Source organism: Actinomadura darangshiensis, from assembly GCF_004349235.1.
GTDB classification, from domain to species: domain Bacteria; phylum Actinomycetota; class Actinomycetes; order Streptosporangiales; family Streptosporangiaceae; genus Spirillospora; species Spirillospora darangshiensis.
Map to the genome: position 1 here is coordinate 1 of NZ_SMKY01000022.1, position 25,588 is coordinate 25,588.

Annotated in this window: 23 protein-coding genes; 8 read left to right on the plus strand and 15 right to left on the minus strand. The window is 72.6% G+C overall.

Annotation, left to right across the window (positions count from 1 at the left end):
* On the minus strand, positions 1-2,077 hold a 2,077-nt coding region (locus tag E1293_RS07390; protein ID WP_132195206.1), incomplete at its 3' end, for a sensor histidine kinase.
* A 239-nt stretch (positions 2,078-2,316) separates the two neighbouring features.
* On the opposite strand from E1293_RS07390, the gene E1293_RS07395 reads away from it, so the two are divergent.
* Complete coding sequence (locus E1293_RS07395; protein WP_132195208.1) at positions 2,317-2,718, plus strand: roadblock/LC7 domain-containing protein; 402 nt, start codon at positions 2,317-2,319, stop codon at positions 2,716-2,718.
* On the opposite strand, the gene E1293_RS07400 is transcribed toward E1293_RS07395, so the two are convergent.
* Both E1293_RS07400 and E1293_RS07405 read right to left on the minus strand, forming a co-directional pair.
* Positions 2,648-3,808, minus strand: coding sequence for a sensor histidine kinase (locus E1293_RS07400; RefSeq protein WP_132195210.1), 1,161 nt, complete (start codon positions 3,806-3,808; stop codon positions 2,648-2,650). The two genes, E1293_RS07395 and E1293_RS07400, sit on opposite strands and share 71 nt — an antisense overlap.
* Positions 3,805-4,467, minus strand: coding sequence for a response regulator transcription factor (locus E1293_RS07405; protein ID WP_132195212.1), 663 nt, complete (start codon positions 4,465-4,467; stop codon positions 3,805-3,807). Before E1293_RS07405 ends, E1293_RS07400 begins: the two co-directional genes overlap by 4 nt.
* Positions 4,468-4,702: 235 nt before the next feature.
* Between E1293_RS07405 and E1293_RS07410 the strand changes: the two genes are divergently transcribed.
* The 3 genes from E1293_RS07410 to E1293_RS07420 are packed head-to-tail and all read left to right on the plus strand — an operon-like array spanning position 4,703 to position 7,544.
* Positions 4,703-5,398, plus strand: coding sequence for an ABC transporter ATP-binding protein (locus E1293_RS07410; RefSeq protein WP_243716081.1), 696 nt, complete (start codon positions 4,703-4,705; stop codon positions 5,396-5,398).
* On the plus strand, positions 5,395-6,867 hold the full coding sequence (locus E1293_RS07415) for an ABC transporter permease subunit (RefSeq protein ID WP_243716078.1): 1,473 nt from the start codon (positions 5,395-5,397) through the stop codon (positions 6,865-6,867). The genes E1293_RS07410 and E1293_RS07415 overlap by 4 nt, the downstream gene beginning before the upstream one ends.
* Entirely contained in the window at positions 6,864-7,544 is a 681-nt protein-coding gene (locus E1293_RS07420) for an ABC transporter permease subunit (RefSeq protein ID WP_132195216.1), read from the plus strand. The genes E1293_RS07415 and E1293_RS07420 overlap by 4 nt, the downstream gene beginning before the upstream one ends.
* Here E1293_RS07420 and E1293_RS07425 read toward each other — a convergent pair.
* The 9 genes from E1293_RS07425 to E1293_RS07465 are packed head-to-tail and all read right to left on the minus strand — an operon-like array spanning position 7,530 to position 16,969.
* Entirely contained in the window at positions 7,530-8,456 is a 927-nt protein-coding gene (locus tag E1293_RS07425; protein WP_207938718.1) for a dihydrodipicolinate synthase family protein, read from the minus strand. The two genes, E1293_RS07420 and E1293_RS07425, sit on opposite strands and share 15 nt — an antisense overlap.
* Positions 8,453-10,021 (minus strand): N-acyl-D-amino-acid deacylase family protein, encoded by a 1,569-nt coding sequence (locus E1293_RS07430; RefSeq protein ID WP_132195218.1) that lies wholly within the window; start codon positions 10,019-10,021, stop codon positions 8,453-8,455. The genes E1293_RS07425 and E1293_RS07430 overlap by 4 nt, the downstream gene beginning before the upstream one ends.
* Positions 10,022-10,061: 40 nt before the next feature.
* Positions 10,062-10,451 carry a RidA family protein gene (locus tag E1293_RS07435; protein WP_132195220.1) on the minus strand — a complete coding sequence of 130 codons (390 nt, stop codon included), beginning with the start codon at positions 10,449-10,451 and terminating at the stop codon, positions 10,062-10,064.
* A 14-nt stretch (positions 10,452-10,465) separates the two neighbouring features.
* Positions 10,466-11,461 (minus strand): sugar kinase, encoded by a 996-nt coding sequence (locus E1293_RS07440; protein WP_243716079.1) that lies wholly within the window; start codon positions 11,459-11,461, stop codon positions 10,466-10,468.
* A gap of 10 nt (positions 11,462-11,471) precedes the next feature.
* A complete protein-coding gene (locus tag E1293_RS07445; protein ID WP_207938719.1) occupies positions 11,472-12,734 on the minus strand; it encodes an alanine racemase in 1,263 nt (420 codons plus the stop codon).
* Positions 12,731-13,921 (minus strand): ABC transporter ATP-binding protein, encoded by a 1,191-nt coding sequence (locus E1293_RS07450; RefSeq protein ID WP_132195224.1) that lies wholly within the window; start codon positions 13,919-13,921, stop codon positions 12,731-12,733. Before E1293_RS07450 ends, E1293_RS07445 begins: the two co-directional genes overlap by 4 nt.
* 3 nt (positions 13,922-13,924) lie before the next feature.
* Positions 13,925-14,755, minus strand: coding sequence for a carbohydrate ABC transporter permease (locus E1293_RS07455; RefSeq protein ID WP_132195226.1), 831 nt, complete (start codon positions 14,753-14,755; stop codon positions 13,925-13,927).
* A complete protein-coding gene (locus tag E1293_RS07460; RefSeq protein ID WP_207938720.1) occupies positions 14,752-15,684 on the minus strand; it encodes a carbohydrate ABC transporter permease in 933 nt (310 codons plus the stop codon). The genes E1293_RS07455 and E1293_RS07460 overlap by 4 nt, the downstream gene beginning before the upstream one ends.
* A 10-nt stretch (positions 15,685-15,694) precedes the next feature.
* Positions 15,695-16,969 (minus strand): ABC transporter substrate-binding protein, encoded by a 1,275-nt coding sequence (locus E1293_RS07465; RefSeq protein ID WP_132195228.1) that lies wholly within the window; start codon positions 16,967-16,969, stop codon positions 15,695-15,697.
* Positions 16,970-17,179: 210 nt separating this feature from the next.
* Here E1293_RS07465 and E1293_RS07470 point away from each other — a divergent pair, with 210 nt between their 5' ends.
* Genes E1293_RS07470 through dgoD form a run of 3 tightly spaced genes read left to right on the plus strand, consistent with a single transcriptional unit; the run spans position 17,180 to position 19,655 of the window.
* Positions 17,180-17,926 carry an IclR family transcriptional regulator gene (locus E1293_RS07470; RefSeq protein WP_165978117.1) on the plus strand — a complete coding sequence of 249 codons (747 nt, stop codon included), beginning with the start codon at positions 17,180-17,182 and terminating at the stop codon, positions 17,924-17,926.
* Positions 17,923-18,513: a bifunctional 4-hydroxy-2-oxoglutarate aldolase/2-dehydro-3-deoxy-phosphogluconate aldolase gene (locus tag E1293_RS07475; RefSeq protein ID WP_243716080.1), complete on the plus strand. Its 591-nt coding sequence runs from the start codon at positions 17,923-17,925 to the stop codon at positions 18,511-18,513. Before E1293_RS07470 ends, E1293_RS07475 begins: the two co-directional genes overlap by 4 nt.
* The gene (gene dgoD, locus E1293_RS07480) at positions 18,510-19,655 is read left to right on the plus strand and encodes a galactonate dehydratase (RefSeq protein ID WP_132195234.1); all 1,146 of its coding nucleotides are present in this window, start codon (positions 18,510-18,512) and stop codon (positions 19,653-19,655) included. Before E1293_RS07475 ends, dgoD begins: the two co-directional genes overlap by 4 nt.
* A 9-nt stretch (positions 19,656-19,664) precedes the next feature.
* On the opposite strand, the gene E1293_RS07485 is transcribed toward dgoD, so the two are convergent.
* The 3 genes from E1293_RS07485 to E1293_RS07495 are packed head-to-tail and all read right to left on the minus strand — an operon-like array spanning position 19,665 to position 24,132.
* Positions 19,665-21,866, minus strand: a complete 2,202-nt coding sequence (locus tag E1293_RS07485) for a type I polyketide synthase (RefSeq protein ID WP_132195236.1) — start codon at positions 21,864-21,866, stop codon at positions 19,665-19,667.
* Positions 21,867-21,880: 14 nt separating this feature from the next.
* Positions 21,881-22,897: a beta-ketoacyl synthase N-terminal-like domain-containing protein gene (locus E1293_RS07490; protein ID WP_132195238.1), complete on the minus strand. Its 1,017-nt coding sequence runs from the start codon at positions 22,895-22,897 to the stop codon at positions 21,881-21,883.
* Complete coding sequence (locus E1293_RS07495; RefSeq protein WP_132195240.1) at positions 22,894-24,132, minus strand: beta-ketoacyl-[acyl-carrier-protein] synthase family protein; 1,239 nt, start codon at positions 24,130-24,132, stop codon at positions 22,894-22,896. Before E1293_RS07495 ends, E1293_RS07490 begins: the two co-directional genes overlap by 4 nt.
* Before the next feature lie 235 nt (positions 24,133-24,367).
* Between E1293_RS07495 and E1293_RS07500 the strand changes: the two genes are divergently transcribed.
* Positions 24,368-25,579: an AMP-binding protein gene (locus tag E1293_RS07500; RefSeq protein WP_165978118.1), complete on the plus strand. Its 1,212-nt coding sequence runs from the start codon at positions 24,368-24,370 to the stop codon at positions 25,577-25,579.
* Positions 25,580-25,588: the final 9 nt, after the last annotated feature.

Below are 25,588 nucleotides of genomic sequence, written 5' to 3' on the forward strand. Positions count from 1 at the left end.
GGGCGGGGGCAGGCGGCGCCGTGACGACCGGGTCCTGCCCGGCGCCCGGTTCGGCGGAGACGTGCCGGTGCCGCCCGGTGGAGTCGCCCGCGTACTCCGGCACCCCGGCAGAGGAGGCCACCGGCCGGACGCTCGCGGAAACCGCGGCCTCCTGGCGGGGCTCCTCGGCGTCGGCCCGGCCGATCCGGTCCGCCGGCACCACGAGGGAGTGCGGCAGCAGCACGATCGTCTTGAGGCCGCCGTAGGCGTTCGGCTCCATCGTCACCCTGATCCCGTGCCGGTACGCCAGGCTGCCGACCACGAACAGCCCGAGCTGCTCGCCGTTGGCCAGGTCGAACTCCGGTTCCTGGGAGAGCCGCAGGTTGATGGCCGCGAGCTTGTCGGCGCTCATGCCGAGGCCGCGGTCCTGGACCTCGACCACGAAGCCCTGCCCGACCAGCCCGGCGTCGACCTCGACCGGCGTGTTCGGCGGCGAGAAGGCGGCGGCGTTCTCGATCAGCTCGGCCAGCAGGTGGATGACGTCCGCGACCGCGGAGCCGACGATCCCCTCCTGCGCCGAGGACACGACGTCGACGCGGGAGTAGTCCTCGACCTCACCGACGGCGCCGCGCAGCACGTCCAGGACGCCGACCGGGTTGCGCCAGCCGCGGCCGGGAGCCGCCCCGGACAGGATGACCAGGCCCTCGGCCTGCCGCCGCATGCGGGTGGTCAGGTGGTCGATGGAGAACAGGTCGGCCAGGGCCTCCGGGTCGGACGCCTTGCGCTCCAGCGTGTCGAGCATGGCCAGCTGGCGGTGCAGCAGGGACTGGTTGCGCCGGGCCATGTTCTGGAACACCTGGTTGACCGCCTTGCGCAGGTCGGCCTGCCCGACGGCGGCGGCGACCGCGGTGCGCTGGACGGTGGAGAACGCGGCGGCGACGTTGTACACCTCGCTCGTCCTGCCGAGCTCCAGCGGCGGGGCCTCGGCCGCCACGTCGACCTCGTCCCCTTGGCTCAGCCTGCCCACCAGGCCCGGCAGCCGCTCCTCGGCCAGCGTGCGCGCGGCGCTCTGCAGGCCGAGCAGGTCGCGGCCGATGCGGCGCGCGAACCGGAGCATGAGGAACAGCGTCAGCACGACCGCGATCAGGCCGAGGCCGCCGACGAGGCCGAGCCGCAGGAGCGTCGCGTCCGACGTCTTCTTGGCGTCGCCGGCCAGCGCGTACCGGGACTTCAGCAGCCCGCCGTCCACGGCCTTGATGAAGCCCTCCGACGCACCCTGCCAGGCGACGGGATTCAACTTCAACCGGCTCTTGGGACCGGCCGCCAGGACGCGGTTCTCCGCGGCGGTGAAGGTCTCGGCCGCCGGGGACGCCAGCGCAGCGCGGAAGGGGGCGCCGTTGGCGGGGGTGAACTCCGACAGGCTCGTGGTCTCCAGGTAGCGCCGCTCGTACACCAGCTTGCTGACCTCGGCGTACTCGGCGGAGGTCATCCTGCCGCCGCCGACGAGCACGCCGCCCACGAGCGTCGCCTCACGGCCGCTCAGCTCGATGGCCCGCGACATGCCGGTCAGGTGGTACGCCTGCTGGTAGCCGTTGTCGGCGACGAGCAGGTAGATGAACCTGAAGTGGGTGTCGATGATGTCGTTGTAGGCGGTGAACGCGGTGAACCTGTCCAGCGCGCCGGCGTCGACCTGGCCGCGGACCTTGCCGATCGTGTTGAGCTTGCCGATCAGCACCGAGAGCCGCTGCTTCATCTGCCCGGTCAGGGTGCCCTGGAACTTGCCGGACTTCGCGGCCTTGTTCATCTGGACGATCGTGCCGTCCATCTTCTTGCGGACGGCGTCCATCGAGGTGCGCGGCAGCTGGCCGCCGCCCGCCAGCCACACGACCGACTCCTGGCGCTCCTGGGCCAGCGTCACCAGCATCGGCTGCACCGCGTTGCCGTAGACCTCGTTGGCGGTGTCGATGTTCCGCTGATGGAGGGCGTCGGACGCGGTGCTCTGCGCCGCGAAGAACCACAGGGTAATCAGCGAAATGACCGGGACGACGAGCATGCCGTACAGCGAGAGCCGGAACGAACGCCGGCGCGGGGCCCTCACTAGAGGAAACGAACGCGAACGGGGCGGACAGGGCTGGTCATGTCGTTCATGAAATCGTCTCTCTCAAGCTTCGGTGGCGTGCCGGTCGGGACGAGGTCGATGACACCATAGCCATCGCTTTGATCTTGCGCCCGTGTTTGTCCATATTTCGGACTTCGGTCACTCACGGGAACGCCAGGTGGCACTATGTGGCGGCGGCCTGTGCCGTCGGCCCACCGGAGTCCAGGAGGAGAAGTCGCATGACACCGCGCGAGGCATCGACCGATCGGCTGGACTGGCTGATCGACGGGCTCGTCCAGCGGGTGCCCCAGGTGACCAGGGCCGTGGTGCAGTCCGCGGACGGCCTGCTCATCGGCGCGTCCTCCGGCATCGCCGGCGAGGACGCCGAGCACCTCTCCGCGCTGGCCGCCGGCCTGCAGAGCCTTGCGCAGGGCGCACGGCTCCAGTTCGGTGCGAACGAGGTGCACCAGACGGTCATCGAGATGCGCGACGCCTTCCTCTTCGTGACCGCGGCGGGCGACGGCGCCTCGTTGACCGTGCTGAGCGACGCCGACGTCGACCCCGCGCAGATCAGCTACGAGATGGCCCTCCTGGTCGCCCAGGTCGGCGAGCACCTCGCGCCCCGTCCCCGGCCGAACTGAGCTGGTCCAAGGCCGGTGCCGGCGCGAAGCGGGCGGTGATGGAGAGGCCGCCTTCCGGACGTGCGCCGGCGGTGAGGGTGGCGTGGTGCGCCTGGGCCACGGCATTGACTATGGCGAGGCCGAGGCCGAGGCCGAGGCCGTTTCGGTCGGGCGCCATTTTCTGGAAGGGCTGGAAGAGGCCCTGGATCTGGTCCTCGGGAATGGACGGGCCACTGTTGCCGACCGTAAGTGCGACGTGCGAGTGGGACATCTGAGTGGTGATTGTCACATGCCCAGGTGAGTGGTTGTGGCGGATGGCGTTGTCGATGAGGTTGGCGACGAGGCTTTCGAGCAGTTTCGGGTCTCCGGCCGTAACCGCGGGCGCCAAACGTATCGCGAGGTCAATGCCTTTTTCCGTGGCCTGTTCGCGGCGGGAATCGAGCACTTTTTCGACGACCCGGGCCAGGTCGAGGACTTCCCGGCGGGAGACCCCGCGTTCGCTGGTGGCGAGGACGAGGAGCGCCTCGACGAGCCGTTCCTGGTGCCCGCCGAGGGCGAGGGCCTCCTGGCAGGCCGTGCGCAGCGTGCCGGTGTCGGCGTCCGGGTCGGCGAGGGCGACTTCGAGGAGGGTGCGCAGGCCGGCGAGGGGAGTGCGCAGCTCGTGGGACGCGTTGGCGACGAAGTGGCGCTGGGCGTCGAAGGAGGCTTGCAGGCGGGCGAAGAGGTCGTCGAGGGTGTGGCCGAGCTGGGTCAGCTCGTCGGCGGGCTCGCCGAGGTCGAGGCGCCGGTGCAGGTCGCCGGCGGAGATGACCCTGGCGGTGGCGGTGATGGCGCGCAGCGGGCGCAGGAACCGGCCGGCGACGAACCAGCCGAGCGCCAGCGCGACGGGGATCAGGACGACCAGGGCGACGGCGGATCCGACGAGGAGCCGGTGCAGGCCGATCCCGTCGCCGGTTCCGGTGATCGTGCTCGGTGCGGGGCGGTCCGCGGGGGTGGCCGACTGGACACCGGCGAGCGGGACGTCCACGAGGAGGAGCACCAGGACTCCGGCGGCGTAGATGCCCGCCGCGTAGGCGAGCGCCAACCGCGTCTGCAGGGACCGCCCGGTCATGCCGGTCCGATGCGGTAGCCGCCTTCGCGGACGGTCTCGATCACGGGCGGGTCGCCGAGTTTGGCCCGCAGCCGGTGCACGGTGTGCTTGACGGCGCTGCTGAAGGGGTCGGCGGCCTCGTCCCAGGCGCGTTCGAGCAGGTCCTCGGCGGAGACGACCAGGCCGGGCGAGGCGAGCAGGCATTCCAGGAGCGCGAACTCCTTGGGGCTCAGTTCCAGCCGCCGGCCGGCCCGGGACGCGGTGCGGCGGGACGGGTCGAGGGTGATGTCCCCGCAGGCCAGGGTGGGCGGCAGCGGCGGGACGGCGCGGCGGGCCAGCGCGCGGACGCGGGCGACGAGTTCGGCGAACGCGAACGGCTTGGGCAGGTAGTCGTCGGCGCCGAGGCCGAGTCCGTCGACGCGGTCTTCGATCGTGCCTGACGCGGTGAGCATCAGCACGCGGGTCGCGTGCCCGCCGCGGGCGAGCCGCCGGCAGATCTCGTCCCCGTGGACGCCGGGCAGGTCGCGGTCGAGGATCACGACGTCGTAGCGGGTGACGGCGAGGCGGTCGACGGCGGCGGTCCCGTCCAGGACGACGTCGACGGCCATGCCCTCGCGGCGCAGCCCGGTTCCGAGGGAGCGGGCGAGGATCTCGAAGTCCTCGACGACGAGGACCCTCATCGCGGCCCACCGCCGCCCGCCGCACGGGCGGGCCGGCCGCCGGATCGAGATGCCATGCGTCCGACCATGCCAGATCCCGGGTTCCAGCCGGGTCGCAGCCGCCGCGACGGGGCCGGAACCGGGCGCCGCGTACAACCTTCGGCATGAGTCGAACTGCGAGCTCGCGTTGAGCGCCCCGGGGATCGTCGTGGCCGGGTTGCGCAAGCGGTATGGGACGGTCCTGGCCCTTGACGGCATGTCCTTCAGCGTCCGTCCGGGGCAGGTGACCGGGTTCGTCGGGCCGAACGGTGCCGGGAAATCCACCACGATGCGGGTGATCCTCGGCCTGGACGCGGTCGAGGAGGGCACCGCGCTGATCGGCGGCCTGCCGTACCGCGGTCTCCGGCATCCGCTGCACCATGTCGGTTCGCTGCTGGACGCGGCGGCGCCGCACCCGGGCCGCAGCGGCCGGAACCACCTGCTGTGGCTGGCGCACTCGCAGGGCCTGGACGTGCGGCGGGTGGACCGGGTGATCGAGCAGGCCGGCCTGGCCCCGGCGGCCCGGCGCAAGGCGGGCGGCTACTCGCTCGGCATGCGGCAGCGGCTCGGGATCGCCGCGGCGCTGCTGGGCGACCCGCCGGTCGTGCTGCTCGACGAGCCGTTCAACGGCATGGACCCCGACGGCATCGTCTGGATGCGCGGCCTCCTGCGGTCGCTGGCCTCCGAAGGGCGCGCCGTGCTGGTCTCCAGCCACCTGATGGGCGAGATGCAGCACACGGCCGACCATCTCGTCGTGGCCGGGCGCGGCAGGGCCATCGCCGACGCGAGCGTCGCCGAGCTGATCGCGGCCGCCTCGCGCGGCAACGGCGCCACCCTTGAGGACGTCTACCTGCGGCTCACCCGCGAGGCCGTCGAGTTCCGCACCGGGACGTCCACGGAGGACCGGAAGTGAGCGCCTTCGCGCACGTGGTGCACGCGGAATGGACCAAGTTCAGGACCGTCCGCGGCTGGGTGGCCGGCATGGTGGCCGCGGCGCTGCTGCTGGTGGTGTTCGCCCTGCTCGCCGGGGTCAGCAGCGACCAGAAGGGGGCGCCGCCCGTTCCGATCGGACCGGACGGCGGGCCGGTCACCGACAGCTTCTACTTCGTGCACCGGCCCCTGACCGGAGACGGCGCCATCACCGCCTCGGTGCCGGCGCTCAAGAGCAGCATCCCCGCGGATCCCGAGCACCTGCGGCCGGGGACCGTGCCGTGGGCCAAGGCCGGGCTCATCGTCAAGGAGAGTACCCGCCCGGGAGCACGCTATGCGGCGATCATGGTCACCGGCGGCCACGGCGTGCGGATGCAGGACGGCTACGTCCACGACACGGCCGGCCCGGCCGGGGTGTCCGCCCGGCTGCTGCGGCTAGAGCGCTCGGGCGACGCGATCACGGGTTATGCGTCCGCCGACGGCGCGCACTGGACCAAGGTCGGCACCGTGCATCTGCGCGGGCTCGGGCCGACCGCGCAAGGCGGGCTCTTCGTCGCGTCTCCGCCGTCCGTGCAAGGGATGGGCACGAGCGGCAGCGTGTCCACGGCCGCCTTCGGGAATCTCCGCGTCCAGGGGCACTGGGCCCCCGGCGACTGGACGGGCGGCCAGGTGGGAGCCGAGTCGCCCGGCTTCGCCGGCTACCCGGCGAACACGTCGGGCGCGTTCACGGAGTCCGGCGGCCGGTTCACGGTGACCGGTGCGGGCGACATGGCGCCAGCCGTCCGCGAGACCCTGCCGACCGGCGGCACCCTCGGCGAGATCCTCACCGGCACGTTCGCCGCGCTGATCGCGGTGATCGTCGTGGCGGCGCTGTCCGTCACCACGGAGTACAGGAGCGGCCTGGTCCGCGTCACCCTGGCCGCCGGTCCTGGACGGAGCCGGGTGCTGGCGGCCAAGGCGATCGTGCTCGGAGCCGTCGCCTTCGTCGCCGGGCTGGTGGGGGCGGCGGTCGCGGTACCGCTTGGCCTGCACCTCGCCGAAGCCAACGGCGTGTACGTCTTCCCGGTGACGGCTGCGACCGAAGTGCGGGTGGTGCTCGGGGTCGCGGCGCTTCTCGCGACGGTCTCGGTCCTGGCCCTGTCCGCGGGCGCCGTCTTCCGGCACAGCGCCGGCGCGGTCACCACCGTCGTCGTGGCGGTCGTGCTGCCGTACATCTTGATGGCCATCCCGTTCATGCCCGCGAGCGTGTCGACCTGGCTGGCCCGGGTGACGCCGGGTGCGGCCTTCGCCGTCCTGCAGACGCTGGTGCCGTACCACCAGGTCGCGAGCATCTACACGCCGTACGAAGGCTATTACCCGCTGGCGCCGTGGGCCGGGTTCGCCGTCCTGGCCGGATATGCGATGGGAGCACTGGCCGTGGCCGCCGTCCTTCTCCACAGGAGGGACGCATGAGGCCGGCCCTGCACGCGGAATGGACGAAGGCACGCACCGTCGCCGGCCCTCTCTGGCTGCTCCTCGGAACCATCGCGGCGACCGTGGCCCTGAGCGCCGGGGCGGTCTCGGTGGCGAGATGCCCCTGCGGCGACATGGCCGAGGTCAGCCTCATCGGTGTCGACCTGGGTCAGGCGCTGGTCGTCATCCTGGCCGTCCTCGTCATCGCGGGCGAGTACGGCACGGGCATGATCCGCACCACGTTGACGGCGATGCCGCACCGCTCCACCGTCCTCGCGGCCAAGGCCGCCGTCCTCACCGGCATCGTGGCAGCGGCCGGGACCGTCGCGGTTCTCGGATCGCTGCTGGCCGGACGGCTCATCCTGCCCGGCCACGTCCAGCCCTTGACCGACGGTCCGACGCTGCGCACCGCCCTTGCGGCGATCCTCTACCTGACCTTGATCGCCCTGCTCGGCCTCGGCGTGGCCACCGCTGTACGCGACTCCGCGACCAGCATCGGGACCGTCCTCGGCCTGCTCTACGTCTTCCCCGTCCTTTCCCAGACGATCGGCGACCAGCACTGGCAGCGCCTCCTCCAGCGGATCACCCCCATGCCCGACCATCTGGGCGTGACCGCCGCCTGGGCCGGCGCAGCACTCCTGAGCGGCGCCCTCCTCCTCCACCTACGCGACGCTTGACGCCAGCTCTGGACCGAACTCTTGGAGGAAGGCGTCCACCAGCTGAATCTCGCCGTCGTCCAGGGCGTGCGCTGGGGCACGGCAGGTGGCGGAGCGGATCAGGCCGCGACGCAGGGATATGAGCTTCTCGGCCGCGACGATCAGTTCGACCGACTGCATCCAATACGACAGGTACGGGAGCATCCGCTGGTGCAGGGAGAGGGCGGCCGGCTCGTCGCCCGCTTGCCAGAGTCGCCAGAAGCGGACGTACAACTCGGTGAACGAGCAGCCCGGCTGGACGCCGATGGCGCCGCGGCGCAGGGCGTCCGGCAGTTGCAGGCCCGCGTAGCCGACGAAGGAGGGGAGGGCTGGCGTGGTCCGGGCCAGGGCGGCGATGAGGGCGCCGGGAGGCGTCGACTCGACCTTCACGGCCGCGAGGTTGGGGTGGTCGGAGGCGATCGACGCGATCGTCCCGGCGTCCAGGCTGGTGCCGGTCTGGGCGGGCGCGTACTGCAGGACGACAGGTGCCGGCGCCACGGCCGACAGCACGGCGCGAACGTGGGCGCGGACCGCCGCCGGGGAGGGGCCGAGCAGGTAAGGGGGCAGGAGGTTGATCGCGTCGGTGCCGGCCTCCACCGCCTCCACCGCCCGGCGCACCGCCACGGCCGTCGCATGGTCCTGGACCGCGACGATGGCGGCGACGTCCGTCCGGGCGCGCGTCTGATCCAGGAGCCGGTCGCGCAGGGAGCGGCGCTCGTCGTCGGCGAGCTTGTGGAACTCCGAGGCGAAGCCGGGGAACATCACGCTGGTCACGCCGGTCCCCAGCACGTGGGCGACGACGTCGGAGAAGCCGTCGAGGTCAACGGACTCGTCCGGGTGGAACGGCACTTCCAGTACCGGGCTGACGCCACGCAGCAGCGTTCCGGTGTTCACGGGAGCCCTCCGGTGGTGCGGCGCAGCGCTTGGCCTGGTGCCGCACCCGTGAGGCGCCCCTTGTCCAGCACCTCCACGCCGTTGACCACGACATGGTCGACCCCGCGTGCCGGACGGCGCGGGTCCGCGTACGTCGCGACGTCGGCGACCGTGGACGGGTCGAGCACGACGACGTCGGCGGCCATGCCCGGACGGAGCGACCCCCGGCCCTGGAGGCCGAACCGGCGGGCCGGGTGCCCGGCGAGGTGCAGGGCGGCCTCGCCCCAGGTGTAGTCGCCGAGTTCGCGGGTGTGGACGCCGAGGAGCCGCGCGAACGCGCCCCATCCGCGCGGGTGCGGGGCGCCTCCGACGAAGACGCCGTCGGACCCGGCCATGTGCGCGGGGTGCCGCAGCAGGGCGCGGATGTCCCGCACGGTGTTGGTCGGCGGCTGCCGGAACACGCAGGACGCCCGGAGGCCGGTGGCCGCCAGCAGGTCGCAGAGGAACTCCGCGGGATCCGCGCCGGCCGTCTCGGCGGCCTCGGTGAGGGTCCGCCCCTCGCACCAGGCGAGGTCGGGGTGGTCGACCCAGGCGAAGGCGATCCGGTCGTACAGCTCGGGGCGCTCGGGGAACCAGGTCTCGTGCAGCCGGGCGCGCACGCCGGCGTCCCGCAGGCGGGCGACGGTGGCGTCCGTGCCGCCGCCCTGGACCCACACCGGCAGCCCGACCATCGCCACGATCGACGCGCCGCGGTCGTAGGGGTAGCTGTCGAAGGTCAGGTCGACGCCCTCGGCGCGGGAGTCGTCGATGAGCTTCACCAGCATGTGCGCGGGCCCGTGGTAGTGGCTGATGTGCGCCGGGACGTCCGCGTCCCGGGCGATGGCGTTCACTTCGGCGACGCCCACGTGCGCCTCCGCCTCGTACCCGCGCATGTGGCTGACGTACAGGCCGCCGTACCGTCCCGCCTCGGCAGCGAGGGCGGCCAGCTCGGCGGTGTCGCCGTACCGGTCCGGGACGTAGTCGAGGCCGGTGGACAGCCCGAGGGCGCCCTCCTCCATGCCCTGGGCGAGCAGCCGCCGCATGTGATTGAGTTCGCCGTCGGACGGGGCGCGCTCGTCCAGGCCCATCGCTTCGAGCCGCAGGTTGCCGCGCGGCACCAGGTAGCCGACGTTGAGCGGCGTGGTGCCGTCGTAGCCGCGCAGCAGCTCGCCGACGCCGCGGCCCTCCGCGGCGCCGCCGGGCAGGTCGCCGTTGATCGCCCCGAAGTAGCGCCGGACGTAGTCCATCGTGGCGGGGCCGGACGGCGCGAACGACAGGCCGTCCTGGCCCGCCACGAAGGTCGTCACCCCCTGGCTCAGCGCGGCCAGCTGGACGTCGGGGTCGAACACCGCCGCGTCGCCGTGGACGTGGGTGTCGACGAAGCCCGGCATGAGGTAGCGGCCGGTGCAGTCGATCCGGCGCGCGGCCTCGACGTGGTCCAGCCGGCCGACCGCGGCGACGGCACCGTCCCGCACGGCGAGGTCGGCCCGGTACGCGGGCGCCCCGGTGCCGTCGACGACCCAGCCGCCGGTCATGACGATGTCCATCGCGCGGTCCTTTCGCTCGTGCCCGCGGTGCGCCGGGCGGTCAGGCGGTCTCGGGGTAGGCGACGACGAGGTCGATCTCCACGAGGATGTTCAGCATCGCCGATCCGACCGTGGTCCGCGCGGGCAGGCCGCCCGTGAAGTGGGACTTGTAGACCCGGTTGAACTCGGCGAAGTCGCGCTCGATGTCGGTCAGGTGGACGGTCGCCTTCACCACGTCCGCGAAGCCGAGCCCTTCCGATTCGAGCAGCGCCCGCAGGTTGCGCATCACCTGCTCGGTCTGCGCGGCGACGTCGGTACCGGCGACCTTCCCGGTGGCGGGGTCGACCGGGACGGTGCCGGCGGTGTAGAGGAAGCCGTTCGCGGCCACGGCCTGCGAGTACGCGCCTCCGGGGGCCGGGGCATTGGCGATGTTGATGCGCCTGACGGTCATGGTGATGCTCCTTTTCAGCGGAGGACGGGGTCGTCCAGCGGGCCGACGAGGGGGAGTTCCGCGACGCTCGGCAGTCCTTCCCAGTCGCCGGGCACCGAGACGGCGAAGGCGCCGAGCGCGTTCGCGGTCCGCAGGGCGGCCTCGGGCGGCTCGCCGCGGACGAGGCTCGCGAGGTACCCGGCGACGAAGGCGTCGCCGGCGCCGACCGGGTCGACGACCGGTACGGCGACCGCCGGGGCGGCGTACTCGCGGCCGTGGATCCTTGCGGTGAAGCCGAGTTCGCCCTGCTTGATGACGACCTGCTCCGGTCCGAGGCCGCCCATCGCGGCGGCGCTGGCGGCGGCGCCGAGGTCGCCCACCAGCATCCGCGCCTCGTCGTGCGAGGCGAAGACCACGTCCGCGAGCATGGCGGTGGCGCGGTAGTGCTCCACCGCCTCCTCGGCGCTCCACAGCCCGGTCCGGTGGTTGACGTCGAAGGACACGAGGACCCCGGCGTCGCGCGCGATCCCGATGGCGTGGTGGACGGCGGCCCTGGCCGACTCGCTCAGCGCCAGGGTGATCCCGGTGATGTGCAGGGCGCGGGCCCCCTCGACGAGCTCCCGGCTGACGTCGTCGGGGGACAGCCGCGAGCCGGCGCTGCCCGACCGCACGTAGAACACGCGGGACACCTTGGACGTGCGGCGCTCCTTCACCATGAGCCCCGTCGGCGCGGCGCCGTCGGTGCGCAGGGCCGTCACGTCCACGCCCTCGGCGCGCAGCTCCCCGGCGATGATCTCACCCATCGGGTCCTCGCCGACCCGGCCGATCCAGGCGCTCGGCACCCCCAGGCGGCGGACGCCGATGGCCACGTTGGTCTCCGCGCCGCTCATGCCCAGGCGGACGGACCTGTTGTGGCGCACGGGCCCGATGTGCTCCGCCTGGAGCACGCACATGGCCTCGCCCAGCGTCACCACGGCGGGCGCGGCCCCGCCGACGTCCCGGTCGCTTCTCCTGGCACTTGAGCTGATCAACGCTTCCTCATCAGAAGTAGGAACGGGCGGTCTCGACGACGCGGTGGTCGTCATCGACCAGCGGCACCAGCTGCCACTTGTCGTGCGCCGTGCAGGGGTGGGAGATCCCGAGGCAGACGAGGTCTCCCACCGCGATGCCGCTGTCGCCGGGCACCGTGAGGTAGGCGTGCTGGTCGTTGAGCCGGTCGACGGTGCAGCCGGCCGGCACCCGGATGTCTCCGCTGCGGGAGCGTGTCGCGAGGACGACGGGCATGCCCTCGTCGAACGAGATGTCCCGCTTGCCGATGCCGGCCAGGACCAGGCCCGGTTCGGGACGCGAGAGCACCTGCCCCCAGACCTCGATCGCCGGTCGCAGGCGCGCGTCCGCCGGGTCCTGCGCGAACGGGCTCAACTTCTCGTAGAAGAGGGAGTCGTGCGTCACGTACGCCCCGCTGCGGAGCAGGACGCGCACCGGCAACCGCGTGTCCCAGTCACCCGCCAGTTCCGCCGTCACCAGGTCGAAGAACGCGCTGCCCCCGCAGGACACGAGGTACTCCCCGGTGTCCGCGTCGAGCAGCCCTTCGGCGTCGCACGCCGTGAGCAGGCCGCGCATCCGCCGCGCGAAGGCGGTCACCGCGCCGACCGTGGCGGTGGAGCGGTCGTGTCCGAGACCGCCCTCGAAGCCGGCCGCGCCCACGAGTGCCAGCGACGGTTCGCGCCGCACCGCGCGGGCCACCGCCATCGCGTCGGTGTCGGTGCGGCACCCCGTCCGGCCTCCCTCGTGGCCGACTTCGAGGACGACGCGCAGCCGCCGGTCGACCCGGCCCCGCGTCGCCTCGCCGAGGATCTCGACGCCGGCGACGGAGTCCACGTAGCAGGTGAACTCGAAGCCGTCGTCGTGTGCCATCTCGCCGGCCGCCCACGCCGCGGCGGCGTCGTCGACCAGCTCGTTGGCCAGGAAGATCCGCCGTACCCCGTGCGCGCGGACGACGCGGGCCTGGTGCGGCGTCGCGACGGTCAGCCCCCAGGCGCCCGCCGCGAGCTGGCGCTCCCACAGCTGCGGCGACATCGTCGTCTTGACGTGCGGCGCCAGCGACTCCCCGCGGTCCGCGCAGTAGCGGGCGAGCGCGGCGACGTTGTGGTCCACCGCGGAGCGCTTGATGACCATGACGGGCCAGGAGAAGCCCGCCTCGAACAGCGACGGGCGCGACCGGGCGAAGTCGTTGGCGCTCATCCCCTCCGCGCTCGGCGGGAAGCCCTTCGCGCGCCAGTCGATCGTCGTCCGGCCGTTCACGCGACCCCCTTGGCGGCGGCGACCGGCAGCCGCCCGCCGCCGTCGCTGCCGAAGAAGGACGCGTCGGTCAGGTCGAGCCGGACGGCGCAGGCGTCGCCCGCCGCCAGGCGCACCTCGCCCGGGATGCGGGCGTGCAGCAGATCACGGCCGCCGACGGTGCCGGACTCGTCCATGCGCGTGCCGAGCTGGAACGCCACCACCGTCTCGGCGCCGAGGTACTCGGAGACGACCACGCGGGCGGGCAGCGCCCCGGCCTTCGCGGTGTCCGCCGCCTCGACCGACACCTTCTCGGCGCGCACGCCCAGCGTGATGCCGCGCGCCGGGCCGTCCGGCGCCGCGCCGCCCTCGGGCAGTTCCAGGACGGTGCCGTCGGGAAACCGGACCGACCGCCCGTCCAACTCGCAGTCCATCAGGTTCATCGGCGGGCTCCCGATGAACCGGGCCACGAACGTGTTCGCCGGACGGTCGTAGATCTCCTTCGGCGTCCCGTACTGCTGGACGACGCCCTCGTTGAGAACGATGATGCGCGTCCCCATCGTCATGGCCTCGACCTGGTCGTGCGTGACGTAGACGAAGCTCTTGCGCACCCGCTGGTGCAGGGCGCTGATCTCGGCCCGCATCTGCGTGCGGAGCATGGCGTCGAGGTTGCTCAGCGGCTCGTCCAGCAGGTACACCGACGGCTCGCGGACCAGGGCGCGGCCGACCGCGACGCGCTGCCGCTGGCCTCCGGAGAGGGTGCGCGGGCGCCGGTCGAGGTAGTCGGTGAGCTCCATCATGTCCGCGACGCGCCGCACCTGGGCGTCGATCTCCGGGTCGCGCAGCATCCGGCGCCGCATCAGCGCGTTGACCAGCGGCAGATGGTGGTAGGGCTTGAACCTGCTCATCAGCAGCGGGAACGCGATGTTCGCCCGGACCGACAGGTGCGGGTAGAGCGCGTAGGACTGGAACACGAAGGCGATGTCGCGCTCGTTCGGCCCGGTCCCGTTCACCGCCGCGCCGTCGAACTCCAGTTGCCCCTCGGTGATGTCGGTGAGGCCGGCGATCATCCGCAGCATCGTCGACTTGCCGCACCCGGACGGGCCGAGCAGCACGAGGAACTCGTTGTCCGGGACGTCCGCGGAGAAGGTCTTGATGACCTGGGTGTCGCCGTAGCTCTTGGCGATGCCGTTGAAACTGATCCTTGGCACTTGTCAGCCCTTCACGGAGCCTGCGGTCAGGCCGCTCACGATGCGGCGCTGCACGAACAGGAAGAAGACGATGGCCGGCAGGGTGAAGATGAGCGCGGCGGCCATGACGTGGTTCAGCGGCGTCACGAACTCGCCGACGAACGACGCGAGCCCCTTGGACGCGGGCCACTTCCGCTCGTCGGTGATGAAGGTGTTCGCGAACAGGTACTCGTTCCAGCCGTCGAAGAACGTGATCACCGCGGCCGCCGCGATGGACGGGGCGATCAGCGGCAGCACGATCTGCGGGAGGATCGCGTACCGGGGGCAGCCGTCGACCCGGGCGGACTCCTCGATCTCCGGCGGCACGCCGTCCATCGCGCTCTTGAGGATCCACACCGCGACGGGCATGGCGAACGCGGTGTCGCTCAGGACGAGCCCGCCGAGGTTGTCGAGCAGCCCGAAGGTCAGGAAGATCGAGTACAGCGGGACGACGAGCAGCGCCTCGGGCAGCATCTGGGTGGCGAAGAGCGCGAAGCCGAACACGCCCTTGCCGCGGAACCGGTAGCGGGAGAGCGCGTACGCGGCGAGGATCGCCATCGCCAGGCTCAGCAGCGTGGTGCCGAAGGCCACCACGGCGCTGTTGGTCAGCCAGCGGAGCATCGGCACGCCGCTCGCGGCGTCCCGCATGGACGTGGCGAACCGGCCGAGGTCGGGCAGCAGGTGGACGTGCCCGCCGAACAGCTCCCCGGTGGTGTGGGTCGCCGTCGTGAACAGCCAGTAGATCGGGAATCCGGCCAGCGCCACCAGCACCGTGACGCCGAGCCCGCGCATCACCGAACCCAGGCGGGAGGTCATAGCGCCTCCTTTCGCGCCGCGCCGCGGTCGACGTAGAAGAAGATGACGGTGACGATGGTCGACAGGACCAGCCCGACGACTCCCATGGCGGCGGAGCGGCCGAGGTCGGAGTTGACGAACGCCTCCCGGTACACGTTGATGACCAGGGCGTTGGTGGAGTCGACCGGGCCGCCCTGCGTGAGCAGCCAGATGACCTCGAAGCGGCGGAACGACCAGATGGTCATCAGCAGGGCCGTGACCCGCAGCGTCGGCATCAGGAACGGCAGCGCCACGGTGCGGAACCTGTTCAGCGCGTCGGCGCCGTCCACCCTGGCCGCCTCGTAGAGCTCGTCGGGCACCGACTGGAGCGCGGCGAGGACGACGAGCATGACGAACGGGAACACCTTCCAGACCGAGGCCAGCGTCACCGCGAACAGCGACCAGGTGGGGTCGACCAGCCAGCCGCGCCCGCCCAGGCCGGCGCCGCTCAGCGCGTGGTTGAGCACGCCGCTGTCCTTGTTGTAGATCCACGCGAAGATGAGGGCTGCGGCGACGGTCGGCACGGCCCAGGGGAAGGTGAGGATCGCGCGGGCCAGGGCCCGTCCCCGGAAGGCCCCGTTGATGGCCACGGCGGCGGTGGTGCCGACGACGAGGGCGCCGATCACGGTCGCCGCGCTGTAGATGACGGTGATGAGCAGCGAGTGCACGAACGCCGAGTCGCTGAACAGGGACGAGTAGTTCCCGGTGCCGGTGTACACGCCGCCGGTGGGGTTCAGCAGCTGGGTGTCGGTGAAGCTGAGCCACACGCCGTCCAGCAGGGGTGCCCCGGTGAGCAGCAGCAGGTAGACCGCCGCGGCCGCGATGAACAGGTAGGGGGCCAGCCGCCGGCCCCGGTGCGCGCGCGGCTTCGGCGCCTCGACGCCGGTGCCGGCCTTCGCCGGGATGTCCACGCCTGCCACGTCAGCTGCCGGTCAGCTTGGACGCCTCCGCCTGCGCCGCCTTCAATGCGGTCGCCGGGTCGGCGTTCTTGATGAGCACTTCGGAGATGTGCGACAGGACGATGTGCGCGATCTGCGGCGTCTTGTCTTCGAAGCCTTCGACCACGGCGTTGTGCGAGGTCTCGGTCTGCTTCTTGTAGACGGGCGCCCACGGGTTCGCCTTGGTGAAGGCGTCGGGCGTCGGCGCGCCGGTGCCGGGTGAGCTGGCGCCGAGTGCGGCGGCGAGCGCCTTCTGCGCGTCCGGGCTGTACAGGTACTTGAGGAAGTCCTTGGCGAGCGCCTTGTGCTTGCTGTACTTGTTGATCCCGATCCACTCACCGGTGTTCGCCGACGCCGGGGTGGGGAAGGGCAGCGGCGATGCCTCGACGTCCTTGCTCTTGACCGGGTTCTCGTCCCCGCCCACCATCGTGGTGAGCGCGGAACTGTTGTCGATCATCATGCCGATCTTGCCCTGGGCGAACTTGGTGCGGAACGTCGACGCGTCGTCGCCGGTGCTCATGGCGCCGCTGTCGTACATCTTCTTGAACGCGGTCACCGCCTGGACGTTCTCGGGCGCGTCGATCGTCAGCTTGCCGTCCTTGGACCAGCGTCCGCCGAAGCCGTACGGCCAGTTGGAGAAGTCGATCCACCAGGGCGTCTCCTCGGCCATCTGGCTGCGGACGGCGAGGCCCGGCACCCCGGCCTCGGCCTTGACCGCCTTGGCGGCGGCGAGCAGCGAGGCGAAGTCCTTGGGCGGCTGGACGCCCGCCTTCTTCAGCAGGGACTTGTTCCAGAACAGCGCGTAGTTGACGGTCTCCCAGGTGTAGGCCAGCTGCTTGCCCTTGTACTTGCCGAAGTCGTTGGTCGCGTTGAGCGCCTGCTTCTGGCCGGCCGGGACCGCGTCGTCGACCGTCTCCAGCAGGCCGGCCTTGGCGAGCTTCCCGAAGTAGGTGTCCGGGATGACGATCAGGTCGGGCCCGTTGCGCGCCCCCAGCTGGGTCGAGATCGTCTTCTCGTAGTCGGCGCGGGTCACCGACACCTTCTTCAGCGTCGCCTTCGGGTTGGTCTTGGAGTAGCCCTCGACGACGGACCAGAGCTTGTCGCCGCGGCCGGGCTCCAGCCACTGCCAGTTCGACACGGTCAGCTGCCCGCCCTCCGAGGCCGGCGGACCGGCGTCACCCGCGCCGCCCCCCGAGCAGGCGGTGATGCCGAGCAGCGCGGCACCGAGGGCGGCACCGATGCGGATCATGCGGGCCATGTGACCTCCTGGGGGGAGAGCGACTGCCAAGGTGTTGCATATGTTGCAACACGGTGTGCAACTTGTGTGGGACGGTTTTCTAGCAGCCGGTCCGATTTACCGTCAAGACCTGGCCCGTAATGCACATGTTGCAACCGTTGACGCAACATGTACTTCGCAGTACATTCCTCCGGCGAGCGGGACGGACGGCACGACCGGGAGGAGACGCGGGTGTCACAGACCGTCGAGAGGGCCATCTCGATCGTGCGGCGGGTGGCCCGCGGGCCGGCGACGCTGTCGGAGGTCGCGGCCGAGCTCGACGTCCACCGGTCGACGGCCCTGCGGCTGCTGCAGACGCTGACCGACGCCGGTTTCGCGCGGCGCATGCCGGACGGCCGCTACACCGTGGGCACCGGGCTGATCAGCATCGCGTACGAGGCGCTGGAGTCGATGGACCTGCGCGACGTCGCGCGCCCGCATCTGACGCGGCTCAACCAGCGGTGCGGGCAGACCATCCACCTGGCGTCCTTCGTCGACGACGACGTCGTCTACATCGACAAGTACGAAGGCCGCGCGTCGGTCCGCATGTACTCGAGGGTCGGCAACACCGCGAAGCTGCACGCGTCCGGGGTGGGCAAGGTCATCCTCGCCAACCTCGACCCGGCGCTGCGCGACACGGTGATCTCGCGGCTGACGCTCACCCGGTACACGGCCAACACGATCACCAGCGAGGCGCGCTTCCGGGCCGAGCTCGACACGATCCGCGAGCGCGGCTACGGCTACGACGAGGGCGAGTTCGAGGACTTCGTGGTCTGCATCGCCGCGCCGATCCGGTCCGGGGACGGCACCGCGCACTCGGCGGTCTCGATCTCGGTCGCGAAGATGCTCGTGCCGTTCGAGGAGCTCAAGCAGCTGATCCCCGACCTGCTGGAGACCGCGCGGGCCGTCTCCCACGACTACGGATGGGGCGGCGAGTGAGCGCGATCGGGGAGCTTTTCCAGGGCCGGCGGCTCATGGTGATCCTGCGGGGGTTCTCGCCCGAGCGGACCGTCGAGCTGGCCGAGCGTGCCTGGGGCCTCGGCATCGAGCTGGTCGAGGTGCCGGTGCAGTCCGAGGACGGGTTCGCCGCCCTGGGCGCGGCCGTCGAGGCCGCCAGGCGGCCGGTCGGCGCGGGCACGGTGATCACACCGGCCCAGATGCGGAGGGTGGCCGACATGGGCGCCGCGTTCGCGGTATCGCCCGGCCTCGACCTCGCCCTCGTGGACTCGGCCCGCCAGTGCGGCCTGGCGTACCTGCCGGGCGTCGGAACCGCCAGTGAGGTCCAGATGGCGGCGGTGGCCGGGCTGACGCACGTGAAGGGCTTCCCCGCCGGCGTGCTCGGACCGGGCTGGTTCCGCGCCATGCGCGGCCCGTTCCCCGCCATGAACTTCGTCGCGACCGGCGGGATCGACGCCGGCAACGCCACCGGGTTCCTGGACGCGGGAGCCGCCGCGGTCGCCGTCGGCTCGGCACTGGAGGACGCGGAGCAGCTCCCCCTGCTCGCCCGGATCGCGGGAGAGAAATGATCATCACCGGGGTGGAGACCTTCCCCGTCGCACCGCGCTGGCTGTTCCTGAAGGTGTCGACCGACGCGGGCGTCACCGGCTGGGGCGAGGCGACGCTGGAGGGCCGGGTCGAGACGGCCCGCGCGGCGGTCCACGAGCTTGAGGACCTCTACCTCGGCACGGACCCGCTGCGCATCGAGGACCACTGGCAGACCGCGTGGAAGGCGGGCTTCTACCGCGGCGGCCCGGTGCTCGCCACCGCCGTGTCGGCCTACGACCACGCCCTGTGGGACATCGCCGGCAAGCACCGCGGCGCGCCGGTGCACGAACTGCTCGGCGGGGCCGTCCGCGACCGCGTCCGGGTCTACTCGTGGATCGGCGGGGACGTCCCGGCCGAGGTCGCCGAGCACGCCGCCGCCACCCGCGAGGCGGGCTTCACCGCGGTCAAGATGAACGCCTCCGGGCGCCTCACCGCGCTCGACACCTCCGCGTCCGTCGACCGAGTCCTGGCGCTCGCCGAGGCCGCGCGCGAGGCCATGGGCCCGGACGGCGACTTCGCGATGGACTTCCACGGCCGGTTCACCACCCCGATGGCGCGGCGGGTGATCCACGAGCTGGAGCCGCTGCGGCCCCTGTTCGTCGAGGAGCCCGTGCTCCCCGAGTACGGCCACCGGCTGCGCGACGTCGTCGAGTCGACCACCGTCCCCATCGCCTGCGGCGAGCGCCTCTTCAGCCGGACCGACTTCCTGCCGGCGCTCCAGGCCGGCATCGCCGTCGCCCAGCCCGACCTCGCGCACTGCGGCGGCATCTCCGAGGGGCGCCGGATCGCGAGCCTCGCCGAGACCTTCGACGTCCAGGTCGCGCCGCACTGCCCGCTCGGCCCGATCGCCCTGGCCGCGTCGCTGCAGGTCGCGTTCACGACCCCGAACCTGCTGATCCACGAGCAGAGCCTCGGCATCCACTACAACACGACGGCCGACCTGCTCGACTACCTCGTGGACCCGGCCGTCTTCCGGTTCGCGGACGGCCACTGCGCGCGGCCGTCCGCGCCGGGCCTCGGCATCGAGGTCGACGAGGCCGCCGTCCGCCGGGCCGCCGAGGTGGGCCACCGGTGGCGCGGGCCGGTGTGGCGGCACCCCGACGGGGCGTTCGCGGAGTGGTGAGCCGGCGGATCAGTCCCTGTCGAAGGGGCGGGTCCACCAGAAGCGGCCCGTGGCGGTGAAGGCGTACGGCGTCAGGCGGTGGCGCACGCGCTGGTCGGGGGCGTACAGCTCGTCCCATTGCGGGTCGTGGCCGGCGCGGTAGAGCGTGGCGACGATGTCGAGCAGCTCGTCGGCGTTCGCGCGCAGGGGGAGCCAGCGCGGTGCCGGGCCGTCCGCCTCGCCGATGCCGATGCCGATGACGAAGGACGGGGCCGCCTCTTCGGCGGCCTGCGACGCGTCACCGTAGAGGGGGATCCGGGGGCTGCGGCGGTCCGGCTCGGCGGGTGCGCGCCCGGCGGCCAGGGCGCAGGCGTCGGACAGGTCGAGCGCGTCGGCGAGCACGGCGGTGGCGTGTTCGGTGACGCCTTCCCCGACCATCCACGCGGGCTTGAGCCCCATGTCGAGCATGGTGCGGCCGATCGCGTAGGCACTGGCGAACGTGACCGGGTCGCCGCCCTCTCCGGCCAGGAGCCGGTCGCTCACCGGCCCGCCGTACGGCGCGAACGCCTCGTCCACCGCGGCGAGTGCGCGCCGGTAGGACGGGAACCGTTCGTGCAGCTCGCGGGAGAGCCCTTGCAGGGCCTTCGCCTCGAACACCCAGCCGACCGCGGTCTTGGCGGCCTCGCCGGACAGCTCGCTCAGCACGGCGTCGTTCCCGGCCGCGTCGTCGAGCTTCGCGATCGCCTGGCCGAGGTCCCGCACCGGCAGCGCGAACCGGACCGGCTCCGAGGACTTCACCTTGTTCGTCGTCCAGCACAGCTCCGCGAACCGGTCGGCGTCGGGGAACGCGGCGAGGTCCTGGCTCAGCCGGCGGACGGCGCCGCGCAGTCCCTCGACGCTCCGCGCGGAGACGGTCAGCACGCCGCGGTCCGCCTTCCCGGTCCGGTGCCGCGGCCGCGCCGACTCGGGCGCGGTCGCCAGCACGAGGTGGGCGTTGGTGCCTCCGAGCCCGAATCCGCTGACGCTGGCCAGGACGTCCCCGTCGGGCAGCGGCATCGGCTCCTTGACGAGCTTCAGCCCGTTGGCGGCCAGCTTCAGCCGCGGGTTCTCGGAGTCGGAGAAGCGGCTCATCGGCACGACCCGGTGGTGCAGTGCGAGCGCGGTCTTGATGAGGCCGGCGATTCCCGCGGCGCCCTCGGCATGCCCGATGTTCCCCTTGATCGACCCGATCGCGCACGGCTCGTCCCGCGGGACGCCGTGGACCTTGCCGAGGGCCCGCGCCTCCAGGCGGTCGCCGAGCAGGGTGCCCGTCCCGTGCGTCTCCACGAACGTCACGTCCTCCGGACGGACGCCCGCGTTCCGGTAGGCCTCGGCGATGACCTCCTGCTGCGCCTTGGGGTTCGGGGCGGTGACCGTCGTGCTGCGACCGCCGTGGTTGACGGCGCCGCCCTTGATGACCGCGTAGATGGGCAGCCCGTCGGCGACGGCGTCCTCCAGCCGCCGCAGCACCAGCATGGCGACGCCCTCGGCGCGCCCGAACCCGTCGGCCTTGGAGCTGAACGGCTTGCAGCGTCCGTCCGGTGAGGACACCTTGGCCTGCGCGAAGTAGATGTTCGACGCCGGGGTGATGAACAGGTTGACCGACCCGAGCAGGGCCTGGTCGCAGAGCCCGGAACGGAGCGCCGCGCACGCCGCCTCGGCGGCGACCAGCGACGAGGAGCAGGCCGTGTCGATCGCCATGCTCGGGCCGTGCAGGTCCAGCTCGTAGGAGATGCGGTTGGCCGTGATCGCGTAGCCGTTGCCCGAGCCGACGTGCCCCGTGATGCCCTGGAAGTCGGTCATGAGCAGGCTCATCCACTCCGACCCCATGATGCCGACGTAGACGCCGGTCTTGCTCCCGGCCAGGGAGCGCGGGTCCAGGGTGGCGTCCTCCAGGGCGCGCCACGCGGTCTGGAGGAGGAGCCGCACCTGCGGGTCGGCGACCTCGGCCTCGGCCTCGGAGAAGCCGAAGAACTCGTGGTCGAACGCGTCGGCGTCGTCGATGAAGCCGGCGTACCGGGTGTTGGTCTTGCCGCGGCCGCCCTCGGGGTCGTAGTAGACGTCGGCGTTCCACCGGGTCTTCGGGACCTCGGTGACGCCCTCCGCGCCGCGCATCAGCAGGTCCCAGAGCCCGGCCGGATCGGCTGCCTTCGGGAAGCGGCAGTCGATGCCGGCGATGGCGATGTCCGTCATGCTCTCGTGTCTCCTCAGCGGGTGTGCAGCAGGCAGCAGCCGGCCTGGCCGTCGGGGTCGACGGCGGTGATCAGCGCGAGGCCGCGCAGCGGGGCCTCGTCGGCCACCGCGATGGCGGTGGCGACCTGGAAGGCGGCGGCCGCCCCGTGCAGGTCGCCGACGAGGTCGGCGGTGCGCAGCACGCGCGCGTCGCGCAGCGCGCCGAGCCCGGCGTCCTCGTCGCCGGAGGGCACCAGGAGCGCGACGTCGCCGGGGTCGGCGCCGGCCCGGTCCAGGGCCCGCCGGACGGTGCCGGCCAGCACCGCGCCGGCGTCGGCGGGCTCGGCGAACACGCCGCTCTCCAGTGCGAGGACCTCCGCGAGTTCCGGACGTCCGTGGGCCCGTGCGCGCGTCCCCGGCTCGACCAGGAACGCGCAGCATCCCTCGGCCGGCGGGGCCTTGATCCCGGCGGCCTCCGCGATGGCCGCGCGCCGGTCGTTGAGGTCCTCGTAGGCGCCGCAGACGACGGCGTCGGCGCGGCCGCGCGTGAGCAGCCGGCGGGCGTAACGGAGCGCGGCGAGGCCGGTGGCGCGGCCCGCCGTCACGGTCGCGTTGGGGCCGCGCAGGTCGAACCTGATCGCGGCCTGCGCGCTGGCGTAGTTCATCACGCAGGCCGGCACGAGGGCGGGAGTGATGTTGTCGGGCCGGGGACGGGTGAGCGAGTCCCGGGTGAGGGTCATCGACTGGTCGATGCCCGACGCGCCGCTGCCGAGGACGAGCGCGCGGCGGTCCGGCGGCCATGCGGCGAGCACGTCGTCGGGCAGGAGCGCCTCTACGGTGGCGATGGCCATGGCCGACGGGCGGTCCGCCAGCCGGACGGGACGCGCGGACGCGGACTCCTCGGGACGGAAGTCCTCGACCCGGCCGCCCGGAGCCTCGCCCAGGGGCTGCGGGCCGCCCGCCAGGAGCGCCGCGTCGATCGCCGCGCGGAACGGGCCGGTGCCGATCCCGGCCGGAGACATCAGGGACATGGCGGAGATGACGGTCCTCATGCCGCCACCTCCGCGTGCCGCAGGACGACGGCGGCGTTGTTCCCGCCGACGCCCAGGGAGTTGACCACGGCCGTCCGTACCCGGGCGGGGCGCGCGACGTTGGGCACGCAGTCGACCGGGCACTCGGGGTCGGGGGTGGTGAAGTTGACGGTCGGCGGGATGAAGTCGTGGTTCATGCCGAGGATCGCCGCGATGCAGGCGTGCGAGCCCGCCGCACCCTGGGTGTGGCCGATCATCGCCTTGAGCGCCGTGACGGGGGGCGGATGGTCGCCGAAGACGTCCCGCACCGCCGCGGACTCCATCGCGTCGTTGAGCTTCGTCCCGGTGCCGTGCGCGAAGACCACGTCCACCTCGCCGGCGCCGGCGGACGCGTCGTGCAGGGCCCCGGCCATGCACTGGGCGACGCGCTCGCGGTCGGGCCGGGTGGGATGGCCGGCGTCGCAGTTCAGCGCGAACCCGGCCACCTCGGCGTGGATCGTCGCGCCGCGCCGCCGCGCGTGCTCCAGAGTCTCCAGGACGAGCATGCCGGCGCCCTCGCCGAACATGAACCCGTTCCGGTCGAGGTCGAACGGGCTGCACTTCTCCGGCGCCCAGGCCCGCAGCCGGTAGAACCCGGCGAACGCCATCCGGCTCACCGAGTCGGCGCCGCCGCAGATGGCGTAGTCGGCCTCGCCGTCGCGCAGCGCGTCGAGCGCGTGGCCGACGGCGTAGCTGCCGGCGGCGCAGACCGTCGGGATGGTCACCGCCTCCACGTTCGGCAGCCCGAGCTCGACGGCGACCGCGACCGACAGGCGGCCCGCGTGCACCCGGCGCGCCAGGTCGGCGGGGAGGCGGTCGAGGCCGTCGCGCACCTCGACACCGGCGAGCGCGTCCACGTCGAGCGACTCGCCGCAGGTCGTGCCGACCGCCACGACGCCCGGCTCGTCCCGGACCGATGCCGGGTCCAGACCCGCGTCGTCCACGGCCATCCGGGCCGCGGCGGCGGCCTGCGCGCCGACCCGGCCGAACCGGCCGGGCTCGATCCTGCGCAGGTACTTCTCGGGATCCAGGCCGGGCACCTCGTAGGCGGTGGAGTGCGCGAATCCGGTGGTGTCCCAGCCGCTGATCGGGGCGGCCCCGCACCGGCCCTCGCGGAGCCCCGCCAGGAAGCCGGCGCGGCCCGTCCCGATGCTGGAGATGACCCCGAATCCGGTGACGACGACGCGGCGTCCCGCGGCCGGCTGTGCGTTGGACAACGTTCGTACCTCTCGGCGGGGTTCGGCAACGTCAGAAATGCAGCGTCCCGCCGCCGGGCAATGCCCTCCAAGCGTCTTTCGCGCGCACTTCGCGGTGTTCTTGTGGGCATGCCCGCATCGGGACGTCGAATGTTCCCGCCAGCGGCGATGTGACCGCGACAGGTTCCGCCGTAGGGTGCAGGCGTTTATCGGAGGACGTTTTCCCTTCCATTCCCTAACCCCCGGGGGAGTGCCGGTGCCCAATGTGAATCCGCGGATATTCGCGGAGCCGAAGACCGAGCTGCGGCGGCGCGCCGACGGGGCGCCGCCGCTGTCGCCGGCCGAGCCGCCCGCCCCCGGCGACCCCGATCTGGCGCGCCCGCTGTACCGGTGGGCGCGGCGGCGGCCCGCCGCGGTGCTCGCGGCCGAGCGGCGGGGCCCGGGTTGGGAGGAGCTGACCTACGGCCAGGCCCTCGCGTGCGCGGAGTCGCTCGGCCAGGCCCTGCTGGAACGCGGTCTCGGCCCGGACCGCCCGCTGGTGGTGCTGTCCGGCAACTCGCTGCGGCACCTGCTGCTCACCCTGGCCGGCTACATCGCCGGGATCCCGGTGGCCTCGCTCAGCACCGCGTACTCGCTGGCCGGCGGCCACGACCGGCTGCGGACCGTCACCGGCATCGCCCGGCCCGGCGCGGTGTACGCGGAGGACGGGCACGAGTACGGCGCGGCGCTGGAGGCCCTGCGGGAGCTGGCGCCGCTGACCGTCCTCGGGCACGGCCGCGACCCCGGCCGGCCGTCCGGCGGGGTGCGGTTCGGCGAGCTGCTCCAGGCCGTCCCGGACGAGCGGCTGGCCGCGGCACGCGCGCGGGTCAGGTCCGGCTCGGTCGCCAAGATCATGTTCACCGGCGGCCCGGCGGGGCGCCCGAAGGCCGTGCCGAACACGCACCGGATGCTCTGCGCGGTGCAGCGGATGATGCGGCAGGTCTGGCCGCTGCCGTCCGAGCGCCCGATCACGCTGGTCGACTGGCTGCCGTGGAGCCACACCTTCGGCGGCAACCACAACCTGCACATGGTGCTGACGACCGGCGGCACCCTGCACATCGACGACGGCGGCCCGACCCCCGAGCTGTTCCCGCGCAGCATCCGCAACCTCGCGGACGTCTCGCCCAACGTCCACTTCAACGTGCCCGCCGGGTTCGCGCTGCTGGCGGACGAGCTCGAACGCGACTCCGCGCTCGCCAAGTGCGTCTTCGACCGGCTGAGCCTGCTGTTCAGCGCGGGCGCCCCGCTGTCGGGGGAGCTGCGGCGGCGGCTGCTGGCGCTGGCCGCGAGGTTCGCCCGCCGCGAGGTCCGCCTCACCTCGTCGTGGGGCCTGATGGACGGCTACCTGGAGGCCGCCGGCGGCAGGCATGCCCATCCAGGCAGCGCGGGAGCGCGGCGGCTCAGGGATTATCCGCGGGCCGCGCCGTGATCAGACTTC

Excerpts from the sequence above, each read along its gene's own strand:
- E1293_RS07395 (WP_132195208.1), top strand. The coding sequence starts at position 2,317 with ATGACACCGCGCGAGGCATCGACCGATCGGCTGGACTGGCTGATCGAC.
- E1293_RS07400 (WP_132195210.1), bottom strand. The coding sequence starts at position 3,808 with ATGACCGGGCGGTCCCTGCAGACGCGGTTGGCGCTCGCCTACGCGGCG.
- E1293_RS07405 (WP_132195212.1), bottom strand. The coding sequence starts at position 4,467 with ATGAGGGTCCTCGTCGTCGAGGACTTCGAGATCCTCGCCCGCTCCCTC.
- E1293_RS07410 (WP_243716081.1), top strand. The coding sequence starts at position 4,703 with ATGTCCTTCAGCGTCCGTCCGGGGCAGGTGACCGGGTTCGTCGGGCCG.
- E1293_RS07420 (WP_132195216.1), top strand. The coding sequence starts at position 6,864 with ATGAGGCCGGCCCTGCACGCGGAATGGACGAAGGCACGCACCGTCGCC.
- E1293_RS07430 (WP_132195218.1), bottom strand. The coding sequence starts at position 10,021 with ATGGACATCGTCATGACCGGCGGCTGGGTCGTCGACGGCACCGGGGCG.
- E1293_RS07435 (WP_132195220.1), bottom strand. The coding sequence starts at position 10,451 with ATGACCGTCAGGCGCATCAACATCGCCAATGCCCCGGCCCCCGGAGGC.
- E1293_RS07455 (WP_132195226.1), bottom strand. The coding sequence starts at position 14,755 with ATGACCTCCCGCCTGGGTTCGGTGATGCGCGGGCTCGGCGTCACGGTG.
- E1293_RS07465 (WP_132195228.1), bottom strand. The coding sequence starts at position 16,969 with ATGGCCCGCATGATCCGCATCGGTGCCGCCCTCGGTGCCGCGCTGCTC.
- dgoD (WP_132195234.1), top strand. The coding sequence starts at position 18,510 with ATGATCATCACCGGGGTGGAGACCTTCCCCGTCGCACCGCGCTGGCTG.
- E1293_RS07485 (WP_132195236.1), bottom strand. The coding sequence starts at position 21,866 with ATGACGGACATCGCCATCGCCGGCATCGACTGCCGCTTCCCGAAGGCA.
- E1293_RS07490 (WP_132195238.1), bottom strand. The coding sequence starts at position 22,897 with ATGAGGACCGTCATCTCCGCCATGTCCCTGATGTCTCCGGCCGGGATC.